This window comes from Candidatus Latescibacter sp. IFSED24 (genome assembly GCF_058273205.1).
Window position 1 is genome coordinate 1560148 of the sequence record NZ_CM177850.1, and the last position, 16014, is coordinate 1576161.

13 protein-coding genes are annotated in these 16014 nt (G+C 67.5%); 6 read left to right on the forward strand and 7 right to left on the reverse strand.

The features are described from left to right. The first annotated feature begins 83 nt into the window (after positions 1-83). Complete coding sequence (locus IFSED24_RS06430) at positions 84-1226, forward strand: right-handed parallel beta-helix repeat-containing protein (RefSeq protein ID WP_491334393.1); 1143 nt, start codon at positions 84-86, stop codon at positions 1224-1226. Positions 1227-1299: 73 nt separating this feature from the next. Beyond that, entirely contained in the window at positions 1300-3789 is a 2490-nt protein-coding gene (locus IFSED24_RS06435) for a SpoIIE family protein phosphatase (RefSeq protein WP_491334394.1), read from the forward strand. A gap of 374 nt (positions 3790-4163) precedes the next feature. Here the strand turns inward: IFSED24_RS06435 and IFSED24_RS06440 are convergent, their stop codons facing one another. Continuing rightward, complete coding sequence (locus IFSED24_RS06440; RefSeq protein ID WP_491334395.1) at positions 4164-4598, reverse strand: TlpA family protein disulfide reductase; 435 nt, start codon at positions 4596-4598, stop codon at positions 4164-4166. Positions 4599-4869: 271 nt separating this feature from the next. Between IFSED24_RS06440 and IFSED24_RS06445 the strand changes: the two genes are divergently transcribed. Beyond that, complete coding sequence (locus IFSED24_RS06445) at positions 4870-6627, forward strand: protein-disulfide reductase DsbD family protein (protein ID WP_491334396.1); 1758 nt, start codon at positions 4870-4872, stop codon at positions 6625-6627. An 85-nt stretch (positions 6628-6712) separates the two neighbouring features. Here the strand turns inward: IFSED24_RS06445 and IFSED24_RS06450 are convergent, their stop codons facing one another. Beyond that, positions 6713-7504 carry a hypothetical protein gene (locus IFSED24_RS06450; protein ID WP_491334397.1) on the reverse strand — a complete coding sequence of 264 codons (792 nt, stop codon included), beginning with the start codon at positions 7502-7504 and terminating at the stop codon, positions 6713-6715. A gap of 47 nt (positions 7505-7551) precedes the next feature. Then, positions 7552-8172, reverse strand: a complete 621-nt coding sequence (locus IFSED24_RS06455; protein ID WP_491334398.1) for a hypothetical protein — start codon at positions 8170-8172, stop codon at positions 7552-7554. A gap of 190 nt (positions 8173-8362) precedes the next feature. Here IFSED24_RS06455 and IFSED24_RS06460 point away from each other — a divergent pair, with 190 nt between their 5' ends. Beyond that, positions 8363-8992: an IMPACT family protein gene (locus tag IFSED24_RS06460; protein WP_491334399.1), complete on the forward strand. Its 630-nt coding sequence runs from the start codon at positions 8363-8365 to the stop codon at positions 8990-8992. A 60-nt stretch (positions 8993-9052) separates the two neighbouring features. Here the strand turns inward: IFSED24_RS06460 and IFSED24_RS06465 are convergent, their stop codons facing one another. Then, entirely contained in the window at positions 9053-9943 is an 891-nt protein-coding gene (locus tag IFSED24_RS06465) for a sigma-70 family RNA polymerase sigma factor (protein WP_491334400.1), read from the reverse strand. Between the two features lie 286 nt (positions 9944-10229). Between IFSED24_RS06465 and IFSED24_RS06470 the strand changes: the two genes are divergently transcribed. Then, positions 10230-12365, forward strand: coding sequence for a tetratricopeptide repeat protein (locus IFSED24_RS06470; protein WP_491334401.1), 2136 nt, complete (start codon positions 10230-10232; stop codon positions 12363-12365). Position 12366: 1 nt separating this feature from the next. Here the strand turns inward: IFSED24_RS06470 and IFSED24_RS06475 are convergent, their stop codons facing one another. Further along, on the reverse strand, positions 12367-13773 hold the full coding sequence (locus tag IFSED24_RS06475) for a DUF4139 domain-containing protein (RefSeq protein ID WP_491334402.1): 1407 nt from the start codon (positions 13771-13773) through the stop codon (positions 12367-12369). A gap of 162 nt (positions 13774-13935) precedes the next feature. Here IFSED24_RS06475 and IFSED24_RS06480 point away from each other — a divergent pair, with 162 nt between their 5' ends. Beyond that, a complete protein-coding gene (locus IFSED24_RS06480; RefSeq protein ID WP_491334403.1) occupies positions 13936-14316 on the forward strand; it encodes a response regulator in 381 nt (126 codons plus the stop codon). Positions 14317-14318: 2 nt separating this feature from the next. Here IFSED24_RS06480 and IFSED24_RS06485 read toward each other — a convergent pair whose 3' ends face one another. Together IFSED24_RS06485 and IFSED24_RS06490 are read right to left on the reverse strand one after the other, a co-directional pair. Further along, on the reverse strand, positions 14319-15098 hold the full coding sequence (locus IFSED24_RS06485) for an undecaprenyl-diphosphate phosphatase (protein WP_491334404.1): 780 nt from the start codon (positions 15096-15098) through the stop codon (positions 14319-14321). A 16-nt stretch (positions 15099-15114) separates the two neighbouring features. Then, positions 15115-16002 (reverse strand): tetratricopeptide repeat protein, encoded by an 888-nt coding sequence (locus IFSED24_RS06490; protein WP_491334405.1) that lies wholly within the window; start codon positions 16000-16002, stop codon positions 15115-15117. Between the last annotated feature and the right edge of the window lie 12 nt (positions 16003-16014).

Here is a 16014-nt window from a genome sequence, read left to right on the forward strand (position 1 = left end):
GGATCCTGGATTTTCCTGGCCAAGTTGCCACGAAAACTGTATTCCTGGGGCAAATGGTTTCCCGACCCGGGATTGGAGTCTTCATGCTGCGCCGTATCTCGTTTCAGATGATCGATTTCCGCTATCTGGCATTGATCCTGATCCTGGTCCTGGCGGGCCCCGCCAGCAGCCGCACCATCGCCGTACCCGAGCAGGCTCGCAGCATCGCCGTGGCCATGGCCCGGGCCAATCCGGGCGACATCATCCTGGTGAGCTGCGGGACATACTACGAGCACGATATCCTGGTCAAGCCCGGGGTCAGCCTGTGGAGCGGCACCCTGCAGCCGGATTGTGTCACCATCGACGCGCAGGGTCGCGGCCGGGTCCTCGTCTTCAGCGGCTGCGACACCACCACGGCGGTGGTGGGCTTCACCCTGCGGAACGGACGCCATGACGGCGACGGCGGCGCCATCAGCTGTCGTGACGCTTCCCCACGGATCTCGCGCTGCGTGATCCGCGACAGCCGGGCCAGCCGGGGCGGCGGGCTCGCGGTCTTTGGCCGGCAGGGTCCCCAGGTCGAGGACTGCGTGTTCACCGCCAACGAGGCCGATCTGCTCGGCGGCGGCATCCTCTGGTCCGGTCGCGGTTCGCTGTCGCGCTGTGACCTGACCGCCAACCTGGCTCTCACCGGCGGCGGGATGGCCTGCCTCGAGGGCGATGGCCTGACCCTGGATCGATGCAACATCGAGCGCAACGAGGCCGCCTCCAGCGGCGGCGGTTTCTGGCTCGCCGCGGGTCGACCCGAGCTGCGACGCTGCCTGTTGGCCCGGAACCACGGCGGCCTGGGCGGAGGCGGATTGGCCTGCCAGGCGGGTCAGCCGCGGCTGGTGGCCTGCACCCTGGTCGACAACCAGGTCGAGGCCGCCGGCGGGGCATTGCTCCTGCACTCGGCGAACCCCTCGCTCGAACGATCCATCCTCGCCTTCAACGACCACGAGGCCGTGGCCGCCACCGCCAGCGACCGTTGTGTCCTGTCCGGATGCGTGGTGTTCGGCCACACCGCCGGCGACTGGATCGGCCCCCTCGCGGGACAGGCCGGACAGGCCGGCAACTTCAGCCAGGACCCTGGCTTCTGCGCCCGCTCCCGGGGTCGTTACGACCTCCGTGCCGGTTCGCCCTGCCTGCCGGGAGCCCGCAACGGCCGCACCACCCAGCTCATCGGTGCCCGTGATCGCGGGTGTGACTGACCGTCAACCCGGCCTTCCCTCCCGCGGCGGTGCGTGGTAGCCTGACCGAGGCCCCTGCGCGGAAGGACGGCCCATGGTTGCGACCACCCCGGCCGCAGAGACCCGTCGACAACGCTGGACCCGCCTCCTCGGGCGGTATGCCCTGGCGCCGTTGCTCGCCCTGGCGGCTTTGCCAGTCTCGGTCCACATCCTCCAGAAGCCCGACCTGGGCCTGGCGGTCCATCGGACCCAGGTCATCGCCGTGGCCCCCGACGGTCCGGCAGCGCGCGCCGGCATCCAGGCGGGCGATCACCTGCTGGCCCTCGATGGCGTGCAAATCCACCGCATGGTCGACTGGTTCGCCGCCTGCGCCGGCAACTACTCCCTGGATCCCCGGCTGCTCACGGTGACGCGCGCAGGCGAGAATCTCACCGCCAGCATCGTGCCCCGCCGCCCGGGCCGCTCGCGCATGATCTTCGGCCTGAGCACCTGGCTCACGGGCTTGACGTTCCTGCTCATCGGCTGGTGGGTCCTGGGGCGGCGCCACGACACCGTGGGCCGCGACTTCTTCGCCATGTGCCTGATCTTCGCCTTCTTCCTCGCCGACATCCCCGACCTGCCGTTACGCGGCTATCTCGAGCTCAAGCAGATGCTGCGCGAGCTCCTGCAGTACCTCTGGCCGGTCTACTTCCTGCGCTTCTTCCTCATGTTCCCGGCCACGGGCCGGGTGCGCACCGTCCGCCTGCAGCGCTATCTCTTCGTGCCCGCCGGCCTGCTCATCGTCCTGACTGTCCTCGCCCATCTCGTCGGGATCGCGGAGGAATCCACCGCGGCCGGCGTGCTCCAGGGCGCGGCCCAGCTGCACTTCCTGATCTTCTTCGTCCTCGGCCTCGTGGTCTTCGCCCGCAAGGTGCTGCGCCGCGACCGGCCGATCCTCCACACCAAGCTGCGGGTCATCCTGCTCGGCCTGCTGGGTGGATTGGTCCCGTTCCTCGTTGCCGTGGCCGTGGGCGGCGGCTTGCTGCCGTCCTTCCCGCACTGGGAGTATCTCGGGTTCTCGCTCCTCCTGGTCCCGGTGAGCTTCGGCCTGGCGATCATGCGCTACGGCGCCCTGGACACCGCCTTCGTGGTGCGCACAAGCCTGGTCTACGGCCTGTTGACCCTGGCCATCCTGACCGCCTACATCGTCCTGGCCGGAATCATGGGGACCCTGGTGACGCGCACCTTCCAGGTCTCGGCCTACCCTGTGCTGGTGGTGGTGATCGCGGCCTCCAGCCTCTCGGTGCTGCCGCTGCGCCGGCGGGTCCAGGGCGTGGTCGACGCCACCTTCTATCCCTCGCGGCGAGCCAATCGGGAGGCCATCGCCAACCTGGGCCGCAGCCTGGCGGTGCAGGTCAGCGCCGAGGAAGCGCACTCCATGCTGCTCGCCCGGCTCCACCACCTCTACCGCCCGCGCTGGCTCGCGCTCTATCTCGCCAGCGATGCCGAGGCCTCCTCGCTGGTCGATGTGGGCCGGATGCCCGTCGATCAGGCTCACGGGCCCGACCTGCTCCTATCCGACCCCGCCGTCGCCTTCCTCGATCGCCTGCGGCGGCCCGTTTTTCGCGAGGAATTCGAGGACTGGGCCGGCCCAGGGCTGGGCAGCCCGGGCAGCCGGACGGCCCTGCCGCTGAACACCGAGTTGATGGTGCCCCTGATCACCGGCAACCGCCTGCTCGGACTGCTGGCCTGTGGCCCCAAGGCCAGTGGCTCGCTCTACTCGCAGGAGGACCTGGCCAACCTGGCCAACCTGGCGCTGCAGACCGCCCCCGTCCTGGAGAGCCTGCGGCTCTATGCCGAGAGCCTGCGTCGCCGCCAGCTGGAGACCGAGCTGGCCGTGGCGCGCGACATCCAGGCCCAGCTGCTCCCCACCGAACCCCTGAATACTGGCGCGGTGCGGATCTGCGGCCGCAACGATCCCTGTCGCCAGGTCGGCGGCGACTACTACGACTACTTCCCCCTGGTGCCGGATCACTCCCTGGGCTTCTGCATCGCCGATGTGGCGGGCAAGGGTATCCCCGCCGCCCTGATGATGACCACGGTGCGGGTGACCTTCCGTGAGCTCGCCCAGCCCGGGGTCAACCCCGAGACCGTGATCGGCGCCCTGGATCGGCGGATGGGTGAGGTCCTGACCGCCGGCCGTTTCGTGTGCTTCTTCTATGCGGTCCTCGACCTCCGCTCGGGCCTGCTCACCTACTGCAATGCGGGCCTGGAACCTCCGCTGCTGCTGCATACGGACGGCCGCCGCGAACCACTGCGTCGTGGCGGTCCAGTGATCGGCATCGGCGCCGGCGTCCCCTATCGACGCGGAACTGTCCGCCTGCAACCCGGCGATATGATCCTGGGTTATACCGACGGGATCACCGAGCAGACGAGCCCTGACGGAAAGGAGTTCTTCGAGATCGAGCGACTCGAAGCCATGGCCGCCAACGCCCACCAGGGAACTCCGGAACGCCTTTGCGACCAGATTTTCACTAGTGTGGAGGAATTCGGCGGCGCCGCCGTGTCCGATGACAGGACCGTCATCGTCTTGAAGTACCAATAGTTACGGGATTCCCGTACCCGCTGGCCCCGAACTTGCACTATCGGATTGGCCGGCGGGCCCTCGATTTGCTACTCCAGGATCGGAAACCGCTCAAGCCGAGCCCCCACCATCCGATCCCGTGGGACTCAAGTCTCCCCCGCCCCGGCCGATGCAACAACTGTCCACAGCATGAACCTCTGACCGGGAAAGGGGGAGTGACATGAGTCCGATTTGCCTAGTGATCATGGGTTTGGGCCTCATCGATCTCTTCTGGTGGCTGCGTAAATGATCCCAGCCATCGGCGTGTCCCTGGTCGAAGGTTTTCACCACCGCGACCAGGGACTCTTTCTTGCCCGGACCTTCCGCCAGCCTCGGTTCCCCCACTCCCACCACGCCTAGGACAGCCCCAGGACCTTCTTGATCTGCTTCTCGTATTCTTCGCGCTGATGCACGCCCTGCCAGCGATAGGCGACCTTGCCGTCGGGCGAGACCAGGAACGAGGTGGGGATACGGTTGACTCCGCCCCACTGGCTGGCCACCTGCGGTGCGCGCGTGTCGGCGAGCATGGTGAAGGTCAGGCCATGCTTCTCGACGAAGGGGGGCACGGCCTCGCTGGGCACCTGGTCCAGGGAGACGGCCAGGATCTCCAGTTGACCTGCATACTCCTCGGAGAGCGCCTGCAGGTGGGGCATGACCGCTCTGCAGGGTCCACACCAGGTGGCCCAGAAATCCACGATCACGGCCTTGCCACGCAGCGAGGAGAGCTTCACGTCCACGCCGGCGAGGTCCTTCAGGACGAAATCCGGGGCGTCGCTGCCGATACCGAACACGGCCGGAGCGGCGCTCGCGTCCTGGACGGACTCCGAGCCACCCTCATCGTCGCTCCCACATCCACCGACGATCAAAAGACCGCTAACCAGAATCAGGGCAAAAATCCCACCACCATGGTGTTTCAACTCGCTGTCCTTTCGCTGGAGCCGTCAGGAAAACGGCGTAATCAATAATGGCCTAGTGTCACTCCATGGTATAACTTTTAAGGTCGAATGGAAACTTTGCCACCCCTGGCATGAACTCCACGATCGTAGAGAATCGAGAGGATCCATGACAAGCAGCTCGCTGAATCGACGTGTCGCCGCCATGGTCGGAGTCGTCATCCTGACCGCGCTGGCAGCCCTCCCCGCAGGAGCCCAGGACTTCACGGTGACCCAGGTGGGCGAGACCACCATCATCGGCAAGGACCTGACCCTCACCTTGCAACTGCCCGCCGCGGCCGGTCGCGATGTTGGGCTCATCTCTGTCTCCGTGACGAGAACGGGGACAGCCGAGATTCGTCTCCTCGAGGAGCCCTACCCGCTCAAGCCCGGTGACGCGCCCGGCCAGTTCATCTGGTCCGCGCCCGTCTATCCCGGTGCTCAGCCTGGCGAGCACGGCCTCGAGGTTGCGGTCACCAGCCCCGCCGGCGAACATGTCTGGTCCGGCACGGTGGTGGTGGACTTCGGCAAGGAGTGGACCGCCGAGCGGATCACTTACTTCATCGCCAACCGCGGCCTGCTATTGTTCCTCGGCCTGGTGTTCCTCGGCGGCATCCTCATGAGCGCCACGCCGTGCATCTACCCCATGATTCCCATCACCCTGGCGGTGATCGGAGCCCAGACCCAGGAGAAGGGCCTGGGCAAGGGCTTCCTGCTCTCGCTGGTCTACGGACTGGGGTTGGCCATCGTCTACGGCATCATCGGCGTGGTCTCCGCCACGGTCTTCAGCGGCATCACGGCGTTCCTGCAGAGCCCCGCGGTGCTGGTGCCCATCGCCGTGCTCATGGTGAGCATGTCCTTCGCCATGTTCGGCGCCTTCGAGCTCGAAGCCCCGGCCTTCCTGCGTAACCGTCTGCAGGGCGCCGGCGGCGGCCAGGCCGGCGTGGCCGGCGCCTTTGTCGCCGGCATGGTGGCCGGCCTGGTGGCCTCGCCGTGCGTGGGTCCCTTCCTCGCCGCCCTCCTGGTCTGGGTGGGCACCACCGGGAGCATCTTCCTCGGCTTCTGGTCGCTCTTCATCTTCGGCCTGGGTCTCAGCGCGCTGCTGGTGGCCGTGGGCACCTTCCCCTCGCTCATGAGCAGCATGCCGCAGAGCGGCGGCTGGATGGAATCGGTGAAGAAGGGCATGGGGCTCCTGCTGCTCTACATGGCCTTCTTCTTCGTCCGCCCCGGGCTGGTCCTGCCCGCCAAGTTCTTCTACCCGCTGCTCGGCGGGGTGACCATCCTGGTCTCGGTGTTCATGGGCGCCTTCGACCGCATGGCCCCGGAGACCCACTGGTGGGATCGGACCCGCAAGGGCCTGGGCATCATCGTCCTGTTGACCGGTATCTGGCTTTTGGGCCGCGCGGTCCTGCCCGACCTGCTGCCCGCGCCGACGGTCGTCCAGCCGGTGGCGGCCCTGGCCGCCGGGCCCGCCGGTTCGAGCCAGACCGCGGCCGCCCCCCTGCCCGACAAGGTGCAGTGGGAGAAGGTCCATACCGGTGAGAACGTGATGGCCTTCATCGAGAGCAAGATCGAGCTGGCGAAGAGCACGGGGCAGCCCATCATCATCGACTTCTGGGCCACCTGGTGCGCCTACTGCAAGAAGCTCGACAAGAAGGTGTGGGTGGAGCCCGAGGTGGTGCGCGAGAGCCTGCGCTACATCACCATCAAGGTGGACGCCACCAAGGCCGACGACGCGGACATGGCCGCGGTGAAGGAACTGTTCCGCGTGCCGGGGCTGCCGACCGTGGCGTTCATCGACAGCAACGGTCGGATCCTCCACGGCAAGACGCTCAGCGGCTGGCACGAGGCCGACGAGTTCCTGGCGGCCATGCGCTCGGTGGACTGAGCCCGCGACCAATAGGATCCAGAAGCCAGCGAGGCCGACTCCCGTAGGAGTCGGCCTCGCCGGTGAATGGCCGGCAGGGCGCCGGTCACTGGAAGCGCTTCTCGCTCCGCGAATCGGCATCCCAGACGCGCAGTGGCGTGCCGTCGCCCTCGGTGAGGATCTCCAGGATCCCGTCGCCGTCGAAGTCCAGCAGCTCGAGCCGCGTGCCGAAGACCTGGTCCTCCCACTCCACGTTGCCGGTCGCCGAATCCAGAACCTGACCGGTGTTCAGCACCAGCTCCATGCGATTGTCGCCGTCGACGTCGCCGCAGCGGATGCGCGTGGCCTCGAAATCGTTCAGACTCGTCCAATCCTTGCTGAACTGCACGCCATCGACGTAGTGGATCTTCAGGTCTGCATTGACCACGATCTCCTTGGCCGGATCCTCGTCCACGTTGGCCACGGTGAAGGCCCGGATATCCTGGAAGTCGTTGGGCGAGGATTCGAAGCTGTTGAAGTAGTCGCGGGTCAGGTCCCAGACGTAAAGCCGCCGTGGCGTGCGGGCGAGGATGCTGTCGTCGAGTCCGTCGCCGTCGAGATCGGCCACGAGGACCTCGTCGGCGTTGCCCTCGAGCTGGCGGCTCACCCAGACCCGCTCGTGTTCCCTGCCGGCCCGGAGCCAGAAGACGTTGAGCTTGCCGAACTTGTCGCCGACCACGAGCATCATGCCCGGCTGGCCTTCCAGGGGCTCGAACATGGCGCAATGATGCAGGGTGATGGCGCTCTGGGCGATGGCACGGTACTCGGCGTAAGCCAGTTCCTCCTGGGCCGTGACCCCGGTGGCCGTGACGAGTAGCACGACCAGGATCATCCACACCGACGGATGGTTGCTTGACATGGATCGACCTCGCGCGCAACGGGTCCGAGCGACGACCGAGAGGAATCTCAGAAGGGCCAGGGTAGCCCTGCCCCCAGATGAATCGACCAACCTGAATGGTCGATGCCGCCGCGGTTGTAGAGACGATACTGTCCCTTGCCTACCAATACCAGCGCGGGATCGAGGTTCCATTCTAATCCGAGTTCGGCGAGGAAGGAGAAGTTGTCGGTGGCGCCATCGGGGCGATCCTCGCGGTGGCTCCACTCCACGTGGCTGAGGCCCACCCCCATGCCGAAGAACGCGGACTTGCCGCCGGAGATCGGTCGCATGTCGGACAGGTAGCGGCGCAGGATCAGGTCACCGGAGATGATGGTGGCCGGGCCGCCGCCCTGGCGATCGACCTGCAGGACGAGTCCCGTGTTCCAGGCGTAGAGTCCGTTGAAGAAGTCGGCCGCCCGATGGGGCCGGGCGACCAGCGAGAAGCTGTATCCGGGTCGCGCCTGGTCCCCGTCTGCCAGCGCGCCGCCCCCGGCAGCGAAGGTCACGTAGGCGGGACCGACGCCCACGGGCCGCTGGATATGCGAGCCGGGATCATAGGACCCGGTTTCGGCCCGGGCCCGACCGATGGCGAGCAGCAGCACGACAAGCACGGCGGCCACCAGGGGCCGCAGCCAGCGACGACGGGTCACGACGATCCTTTCTGCGGTACCCTCTCGGTGTCCGCATCCCCGGACAACGCAATCGTCGTGCCAGACCAGCGCCTCAGCCCCTTCCGTAACGCATTGCCGTGGATGAAGCTATGCCGTATGCTCCAGAGTCAGGCGCTCTTCCCGCCGAAGGGTGTCTGGTCCTGGACCAGCAGGCGACCACCGGAGGACCATGCCCGCCTTGCCAGACAGCTACCTCACCCTGGCCGGACCAGCCGCGGCCGAGCAGAGGATCCAGCGCTCGCGGTTCCTGGCCGAGACGGCGCCCGCCGCGGACGAGGCGGCGGCCCGGATGCTCATCGAGGATATGCGTCGGCGGTACCACGACGCCCGTCACGTGTGCTTCGCCTGGCGACTGGGGATCGCCCCCGCGCCGGCCGAGGTCCGCGGCGATGATGGCGAACCGTCCGGAACCGCAGGCGAGCCCATCCTGCTGGCGATCCGGGGCGCCCGGCTCACCGACACCGTGGTGGCGGTGGCGCGCTACTTCGGTGGCGTGAAGCTGGGAACCGGAGGGCTCACCCGGGCGTACGGCGGCGTCGCCAGCGAGGCGCTGGCCGCCGCTCCGCGACGCACCGTCCTCCTGGGCCGGTCCTTCGTGCTCGAGTTCCCCTACGCCCACCAGAAGACCGTGGCCCACCTCCTGGCCGCTCACGGCGGGCGCACCGAAGAAGAGCACTACGGGACCGGTGTGCACTGGCAGATCTGGCTGCCTCACTCGTCATGGGAAGGCTTCGCCCGGGCGTTGCAGGAGGCCTCGGCCGGACAGATCGAGCTCACCGCGACTGGTGCGGACGACTGAGCCCATGCAAGAGGCCCCACCTCTCGGCGGGGCCCCTCGTCAGCTCCGAAAAGACACCGTCTAGATCGCGCGGTCCATCTCGGTGTAGTCGTGCATGTAGCGGAACGTCTTGCTGCTGCGGATCTTCTCGAAGGCCTCTTCCTTGATCTGGCGGATGCGCTCGCGAGTCAGCCCCATCTCCTGGCCGATCTCCTCGAGGGTCATCTCACGGTCGGTCCCCAGCCCGTAGTACATGCGCAGGACACGCGCCTCGCGTTCCTTGAGGTCGCCCAGCATGCGGTGGATGGACTGATGCAGATCGTCCTCCATCACGTGCGAATCCGGCCCCTCGCTGGTGGTGTCCTCCAGGAAGTCCAGGTAGGTGCTGTCCTCGTCGTTGCCGACGTAGTCGTCGAGGAAGAAGTTGTCCTGCATCAGGGGCAGGGTGTCCTTCACCTCGTCCACCGACAGGCCCAGGACCTTGGCGATCTCCTCGGCCTCGGGCTTGCGGCGCAGCTTCTGCTGCAGCTCGCTGGAGACCTTCTTGATCTGGTTGAGCACCCGCGCCCGGTTCAGGGGCATGCGGACGATCTTGCTATGGTTGGCCAGGGCCGCCAGGATCGACTGGCGGATCCACCACACGGCGTAGCTGATGAACTTGTAGCCGCGGGTCTCGTCGAACCGCTGGGCCGCCTTCAACAGGCCGAGGTTACCCTCGTTGATGAGGTCCTCCAGGGGCACGCCGTAGTGGGCGTACTCCTTGGCGATGGACACCACGAACCGCAGGTTGGCCTTGACCAGCCGATGCAGCGCCTCCTGGTCGTCCTGATGGATGCCACGGGCCAGCTCACATTCCTCTTCCCGGGTCAAAAGGTCATACGCCTTGACTTCCTGGAAATAGAGATCCAGGTTGCTCATCAGCTGCGCAGCACCGCCGGAAGACTTTTCGTGATGCTTCTTGACGTTGGCCATGGTTACCTCGTTCCTTCTATCGCGATACCCGATCAATCGAGTGGGGTACGGACCGTATTTACTCATCCTATTAACAAGATCCATACCATGATTTCCGGCCTGGACAGGCGTGGAGGGAGCCTCTTAAGTCATTTATCGAAAGCAAGTTATAGCTTTAACATTTACCTTAATATGGATTTCAAATGTCCGGTTTTGACAATATGTCAAAGACCGCATTCCGCAGCCGAAATTGTGTCAGCGCCGTTGCCTCTTGTGCCAGCGGGGCTGCACGCGCTAGATTGGTTTCATGACTGAACCGCTGTCCTCGCCCTGGCGCCGCCTGGCTGCTTCGCTCTCCCTGGCCGCCCTGGTCCTGCTGGGCCTGGCCCTCGCCTGGCATTCGATCTCGGATCTCGACCTTCCCCTCCACGATCGCACCGGCCGCGACATCCTCGCCGGCCAGGGGATCCCCCGCACCAACACCTACTCGTTCACGGCGCCGCAGACGGCCTGGCTCGACCACGAGTGGCTGTTCCAGGTGACCGTGTCCGCCGCCGCCGGCCCCGGGGACGGTCGGAGCCTGGGCGAGCGGTCCGGAGGCTGGATCGCGGTGCGGCTGGTCCTGACGGCCTGCCTGCTGGGAGCCCTGGCGTTCCCCTGGTGGCGTCAACGCGAGATGGCCGCCCGGGCCCTACCCTGGCTCGGTCCGGTGGCCTTGCTGGGCCTGGCCATGCTCTGGACCCGGCTGACGCTGCGCCCCGAACTGGGCAGCTTCGTGTTGCTGGTCCTGCTCCTGGGCCGCGTGGAGACCACCCTGGCCACGGGTGCCGGTCCGAACCTCTGGCGCCAGCTCCTCGACCCTCGTCGTCCCGGCGGACAGGCCCTGATCCTGACCCTGGTCTGGTATCAGTGGCATGGTTTCGCCGCGCTGGCCCTGCCTCTCTGGCTCCTGGCCGGCTGGCTGGCCCCGGCGCCGGGCCTGAGCCCCGTCCAGCGCTGGCGTCTAACCCTCACCGGGCTGCTGCTGGCCGTGGTGGCTGGCCTGCTCACGCCCAACGGCCTGCAGGGCCTGCTCTACCCGTTGCGCGCCCTCGGCCAGTTCGGTGAGAGCGGCGTCGACCTGAGGGAGGTCATCAGCGAGCTGGTCCCCCTCCTCGAGACCCGAGGCAGCCTCGCCCTCACCCTCCTGGCCTTCAAGGTCTCGCTGGTCTGGGGCGCGCTCTGGATCGTCCTGGGCTGGGGCAGGGTGTCGCGGTTGCGCGCCGCCCTCTGGCTGCTGGCCGCGTTCGCCGCCTGGCAGGGGCAGCGGAACCTGGGCTTCTACGCCGTGGCCTTCCTGGTCCTGCACGGGAGCCAGGTCCCGGCCCGGACGCCCTGGGATCGGCTCCGGGAACGATGCCCCTGGCCGGGTCAGCGGCGAACCGGGCTGGTCCTCACCGGACTGACCACCGCGCTAGCCTGGCTCACCATCGGCTGGTGGCTCCTCGCCCTGGCCAGCGACACCTTCTACCTGCGCGAGGGCGTCGCGCGGCGCTGGGGCACGGGGCTGACTCCGGCCACCTACCCGGAGGAACAGGCCGTCCGCCTGGCCGCGACCAGTCCCAGACGAGTGGCCAACACAGTGGACGCCGCCGCGACCCTCGTCGCGGCCGGTGCCGGTCCCATCGCCATCGATGGCCGGACCGAGGCCTATCCGTCCAACGTCTGGCGTGACTACGCGACCCTCAAGACCGGGGGCGCGCAGGCACTGAACCTGCTGCGACGGTGGCGGGCCGCCGCGGTCTGCCTGGCGCACCGCAACACCGCCGCCCATCCCTTGCTCCGCACGCTGGACGGGGCCAGCGAGTGGTCCATGAGCGATGTCGGGGTAGCCGGCGTGACCTTCGTGCGCCGTGACGGCGACGCGCCGGCCAGCGCGCCCTCACCGCTCTGGCCCGCGATCTCGGCCTTCCGGAATCGGTTGGCCGATACCGCGCCGGGGCGCGATGTGCGTTTGGCCGACGAGGTCGCGGCCTGGGCCAGCCTACTCAACCTGATCGGGGACCCGGCCTCCGGTGAGCAGCTGCTCGACCTGGGGCTGGAGCACTGTCCCGATCACCCGACCCTGCATCACAACAAGGGGAACCAGTTGCTGTCGCGGGGCGAGTTCGCCAACGCGCTCGGCCACTTCGAGACCGCGGCCCGTCTCAATCGCAACGCGGCCCCGCCGCTGGTCAATGCCGGCAACTGCCTCTTCCGGCTCGGCCGATCGCGGGAGGCCGCCCACGCCTTCACCCTGGCCACCCGCCGTGATCCCGACAACTTCGAGGCCTGGGCCAACCTGGCCGAGGTGGAACGCCGCCAGGGCAACCGACAGGCCGCCGCCAGGGCCTACGCGCGGGCCCTCGAGCTCCGGCCGGACGACCAGCGCTTGAGGGCCCGGGCCAGGGAACTGGGCCGCTGACCTAGTAGGTCACCTCGACCGTGTAGCTGAGCACGACCTCGCCATCCTGCTGCACCGGCACGTGGAACTGGATCTCCTGAGCCGACAGCTTGGTGTGCGGCAGGCTGCTCGCCAGCACCTCCCAGTCGCCACCCAGCATCTCGCGCACGTCGACAGTCACGTCCTCGTCCTTGTGGTTGCGCAGCGTGATCTCCCAGCTCGTGCGGTGGACTCGATCCGAAACCCGGCGATAATCCTTGCGGACCCGCTCGGCCACGATGTCGAAGGCCTTGCCCACCCTGAGCTCGACCTCCTCGTCGCGTGGCGTGTGGGCGATGCGGTCCTCGCCGAGCAGCTGGCGCTTGCCGGCCTCCGACTGGCCATAGACGCGCATGGTTCCCGCCGGCAGGGGCAGCCCCAGCCGGTTGGCCTCCTCGTTCAGGAAGCTGTAGCTCACCCAGACGTCCTCGCGGTCCTGCGGCGAAGCCCCGCGGAAGAGATGGTTGCCGCCATGCAGAGTGTAGTGGCGCGTCACCGCGACCCCGGCGGCGTCGAGCAGCGACACCTGCTTGCTGCTGTTCTGGGGCAGGTCGGTGGTCCAGGGCACCGTGTACAGGTGATAGTCGTAGAGCGACTCCTCCTCCACCTGCGGGGCCCGCGCCGAGGCCTTGACCTCCATGTCCATCATGGCGAAATTCCGCTGCCCCAAGGCCGAACGGACCTGGTTGATCTCCCCGGCCACCAGTTGCAGCGTGGCTGCGGCGAAGCCGGCACCGCTGCGGTTCTCCACCGTGACCCAACCCTTGAGGTCGGCCTGCTTGCCCGCGGCGTCGAGTTGCAGCACGTAGTCGGCATTCCAGGACAGGCCGCCGGTGAGGTAGCTCACATCGAGATCGGCCTTGCCGCTGCGCTCGGTCTCGCCGCGCCAGACCAGCGTCGGCCGCGCACGCAGGTTCTCCGGCAACCGGGGCAACGCGATCCGGCCAGGGACCTCGAACACCACCTCGCCGCCGACCTCGTAGACCGGCCCGGCCGCCATGCCCAGCAGACGGCCGGTGATCCGCTCGCCATCCTCCTGGATCCAGGCCAGCTCCTGGCCCACGTACTTCTCCAGGATCTTCTCCCGGGACATGAGGTCGAACTCGTAGTTCTGCTCGCGCACCACCAGGCCCGTCCTGCCGCCGGCCTCCACCAGCAGGGTCGCTGGTCGGATGCGTTCGGGCACGCCCTGGAACTCGAGCATGAGCGGGCCGGAGGGGAGCTCGACCGTGCGCAACTCGCGGATCAGCGCCAGGTCCTGGTTGTAGACGGTCAATTCGAGCGTGCTGCGCTGGTCGGGCCCCGAGACGACCACCTCGGTGGCCAGGGCCGACACGGCAGCGAGAGTGGCCACGACAGCCACGAGAGCGGGGATCCTGCGGGGCACCATGCTGGCTCCTCCTGAAGACGTGTCCGGATCGAACCGGACGTGGGAGACGCGGCTAAAGAAGCGCGCCTGCGGGTCGATCTCTGAATACACCAGACGGCGTCATCACGCCAGTCGTTTACCAGCGGCACGATCGCCGCCCAACCGGTCCCGGCGGAGGACAGCATGCAGCAGACGGTCATCATCGCCGACGACGCCCAGTTCATGCGGGTGATGCTGAAGGACATCCTGGAAGACATGGATTGCCGGGTCGTGGCCGAGGCCGCCGATGGCGAGGAGGCCGTGGCCCGTTACCTCGAGTTGCGGCCCGATCTGATCATGCTCGACATCACCATGCCCGTCCTCGACGGTGTGGAGGCCTGTCGCCGCATCGTCGCCGCCGACCCGGGCGCGCAGGTTGTCATGATCTCGGCATTGGGCCAGAAGGACGAGGTCCTCGAGGCGGTGCGGGCCGGCGCCGGCGATTTCGTCATCAAGCCCTTCGAGGCCGAGCGGGTCGAGGAGACCATGCGGCAGGTGCAATCGCGCCGGCTGATCGGCAGCTGACCTCAGCGCAGGAGCAGGACGAGCGCCACCAGTCCCACCGGAATCACGTAGAACGAGAACTTCCAGAAATGCTTCTGGACCACCGCCAGCGCGGTCCAGCGGATGGCCAGCAGCCCCACCAGGAACGCGGCGCCCGCCGCCGCGACCAGGCCCACCGGGCTGGTGCGCGTGACCAGGTCACCGTCGAGCACGTGCAAGGCCAGGGCCCCGGCGATGGCCGGCACCGAGAGCAGGAAGCTGAAGCGAGCCGCCTCGGCCCGCGGCAGGCCCAGCCAGAGCGAGGCGCCGATGGTGCTGCCCGAACGGCTGATTCCCGGGCAGATGGCCACGGCCTGGGCGCAGCCGATGAGCAAGGCCTTCAAGAGCGGCAGCGGCCGCGGCTGCCATGGCTCGGGCAGGTCATCCCCCGCCTTGGCGGCTCTAGTGGTCAGCAGCACCACGCCGGTGACCAGCAGCCCGATTCCTGCAATTACAGGTGCCTTGTATACAAAAACTACTAAACCCTTAAACAGTAGCGCTATTAACACCAAAGGCACCGTTCCTACCGCCAGTGCCAGCACGTACAGCAACGCCGGCCGGTCCAGCCGCAAGAGGCGCAGGATCTCGTGGCGGTAGACCACCAGCACCGAGCCCAGGGTCCCGCAGTGCAGGACGATGTCGAGAAAGAGATCGCCCTCATGCCCGCCCAGGATGTTCTGCAACAGGACGAGGTGTCCGGAACTGCTGACGGGAAGGAATTCGGTGAGGCCCTGGACCACGGCCAGAAGCAGGATGTCCAGCATCGGAGTCGCTCGCTATCTACTCTAGGGTGGAGCCGCCGCCGGGATCCGCGTCGCGCAGCAGGCGGGCCAGATGGTAGTGCCGGCGGGCCTCGGCGGACAGGCCGAGGGCGTCGCAAGTCAAAGCCAGCTGGAAGTGGATCTTGCCGTCCTCGGGAAACGCTGCCTCCGCCTGGGAGAGCGCGGCCAGCGCCGCCTTGAAACGTTCCAGCTTGTGCAGGCAGACGCCTCGGTGGAAGTGGGCCCGCACCAGCCCTGGCTCCTGCCCCAGGACCAGATCGAAGCGCGACAGGGCTTCCTGATAGCGACCGCGCTTGAGCAGGCATGCGGCGGCATAGTAATGCCCCCGCGTGTGTCCCCGGTCGCAGGCGATGCAGCGTTCGAAGCTGTCGAGCGCCCGGATCAGGTCGCCGCTGGCCATCAGGACCATGCCCAGGCTGCAGTAGCCCTCGGCGTCGGGAGTCTTCTGCACGGCTTCGCTGAACGCGCGGATGGCCTCCTCGGTCCGGCCGGCCTCGGCGTAGAGCGCCCCCAGGTTGTGGAAGGCCTCGGCCGGGGCGCCATCCAGGAAGGCCGCGCGCTGGTAGACCACCAGCGCCTCCTCGCGACGGCCCAGACGGTCGAGGGCCGCGCCGAGATTGGTGAGCATGCGGGCATCACCCGGCCGCAGGCGCAGACCGGTCTCGAAGCAGACACGGGCCTCGTCGAAGCGGCCGCTCTTGAGGCAGACGCAACCCAGGCGGTAATGCCAGTCGGCATGTCCATCGCGCGCCACGAGAGCCCGCCGGTAGCATGCATACGCCTGCTCGAGATCACCGGCTTCCTCGGCCAATCGACCTTGATCGAAGATCATGGCCGGGGACGATCCGGCCTCGCCCTGCGGCGGCATGGCATGGGGATTATTCATGGGCGGTACATT

What these genes read in the sequence shown, in the direction of transcription:
- IFSED24_RS06470 (WP_491334401.1), top strand. Translation starts at nt 10,230, where the DNA reads ATGACTGAACCGCTGTCCTCGCCCTGGCGCCGCCTGGCTGCTTCGCTC.
- IFSED24_RS06490 (WP_491334405.1), bottom strand. Translation starts at nt 16,002, where the DNA reads ATGAATAATCCCCATGCCATGCCGCCGCAGGGCGAGGCCGGATCGTCC.
- IFSED24_RS06460 (WP_491334399.1), top strand. Translation starts at nt 8,363, where the DNA reads ATGCCCGCCTTGCCAGACAGCTACCTCACCCTGGCCGGACCAGCCGCG.
- IFSED24_RS06435 (WP_491334394.1), top strand. Translation starts at nt 1,300, where the DNA reads ATGGTTGCGACCACCCCGGCCGCAGAGACCCGTCGACAACGCTGGACC.
- IFSED24_RS06475 (WP_491334402.1), bottom strand. Translation starts at nt 13,773, where the DNA reads ATGGTGCCCCGCAGGATCCCCGCTCTCGTGGCTGTCGTGGCCACTCTC.
- IFSED24_RS06450 (WP_491334397.1), bottom strand. Translation starts at nt 7,504, where the DNA reads ATGTCAAGCAACCATCCGTCGGTGTGGATGATCCTGGTCGTGCTACTC.
- IFSED24_RS06465 (WP_491334400.1), bottom strand. Translation starts at nt 9,943, where the DNA reads ATGGCCAACGTCAAGAAGCATCACGAAAAGTCTTCCGGCGGTGCTGCG.
- IFSED24_RS06480 (WP_491334403.1), top strand. Translation starts at nt 13,936, where the DNA reads ATGCAGCAGACGGTCATCATCGCCGACGACGCCCAGTTCATGCGGGTG.
- IFSED24_RS06485 (WP_491334404.1), bottom strand. Translation starts at nt 15,098, where the DNA reads ATGCTGGACATCCTGCTTCTGGCCGTGGTCCAGGGCCTCACCGAATTC.
- IFSED24_RS06430 (WP_491334393.1), top strand. Translation starts at nt 84, where the DNA reads ATGCTGCGCCGTATCTCGTTTCAGATGATCGATTTCCGCTATCTGGCA.
- IFSED24_RS06445 (WP_491334396.1), top strand. Translation starts at nt 4,870, where the DNA reads ATGACAAGCAGCTCGCTGAATCGACGTGTCGCCGCCATGGTCGGAGTC.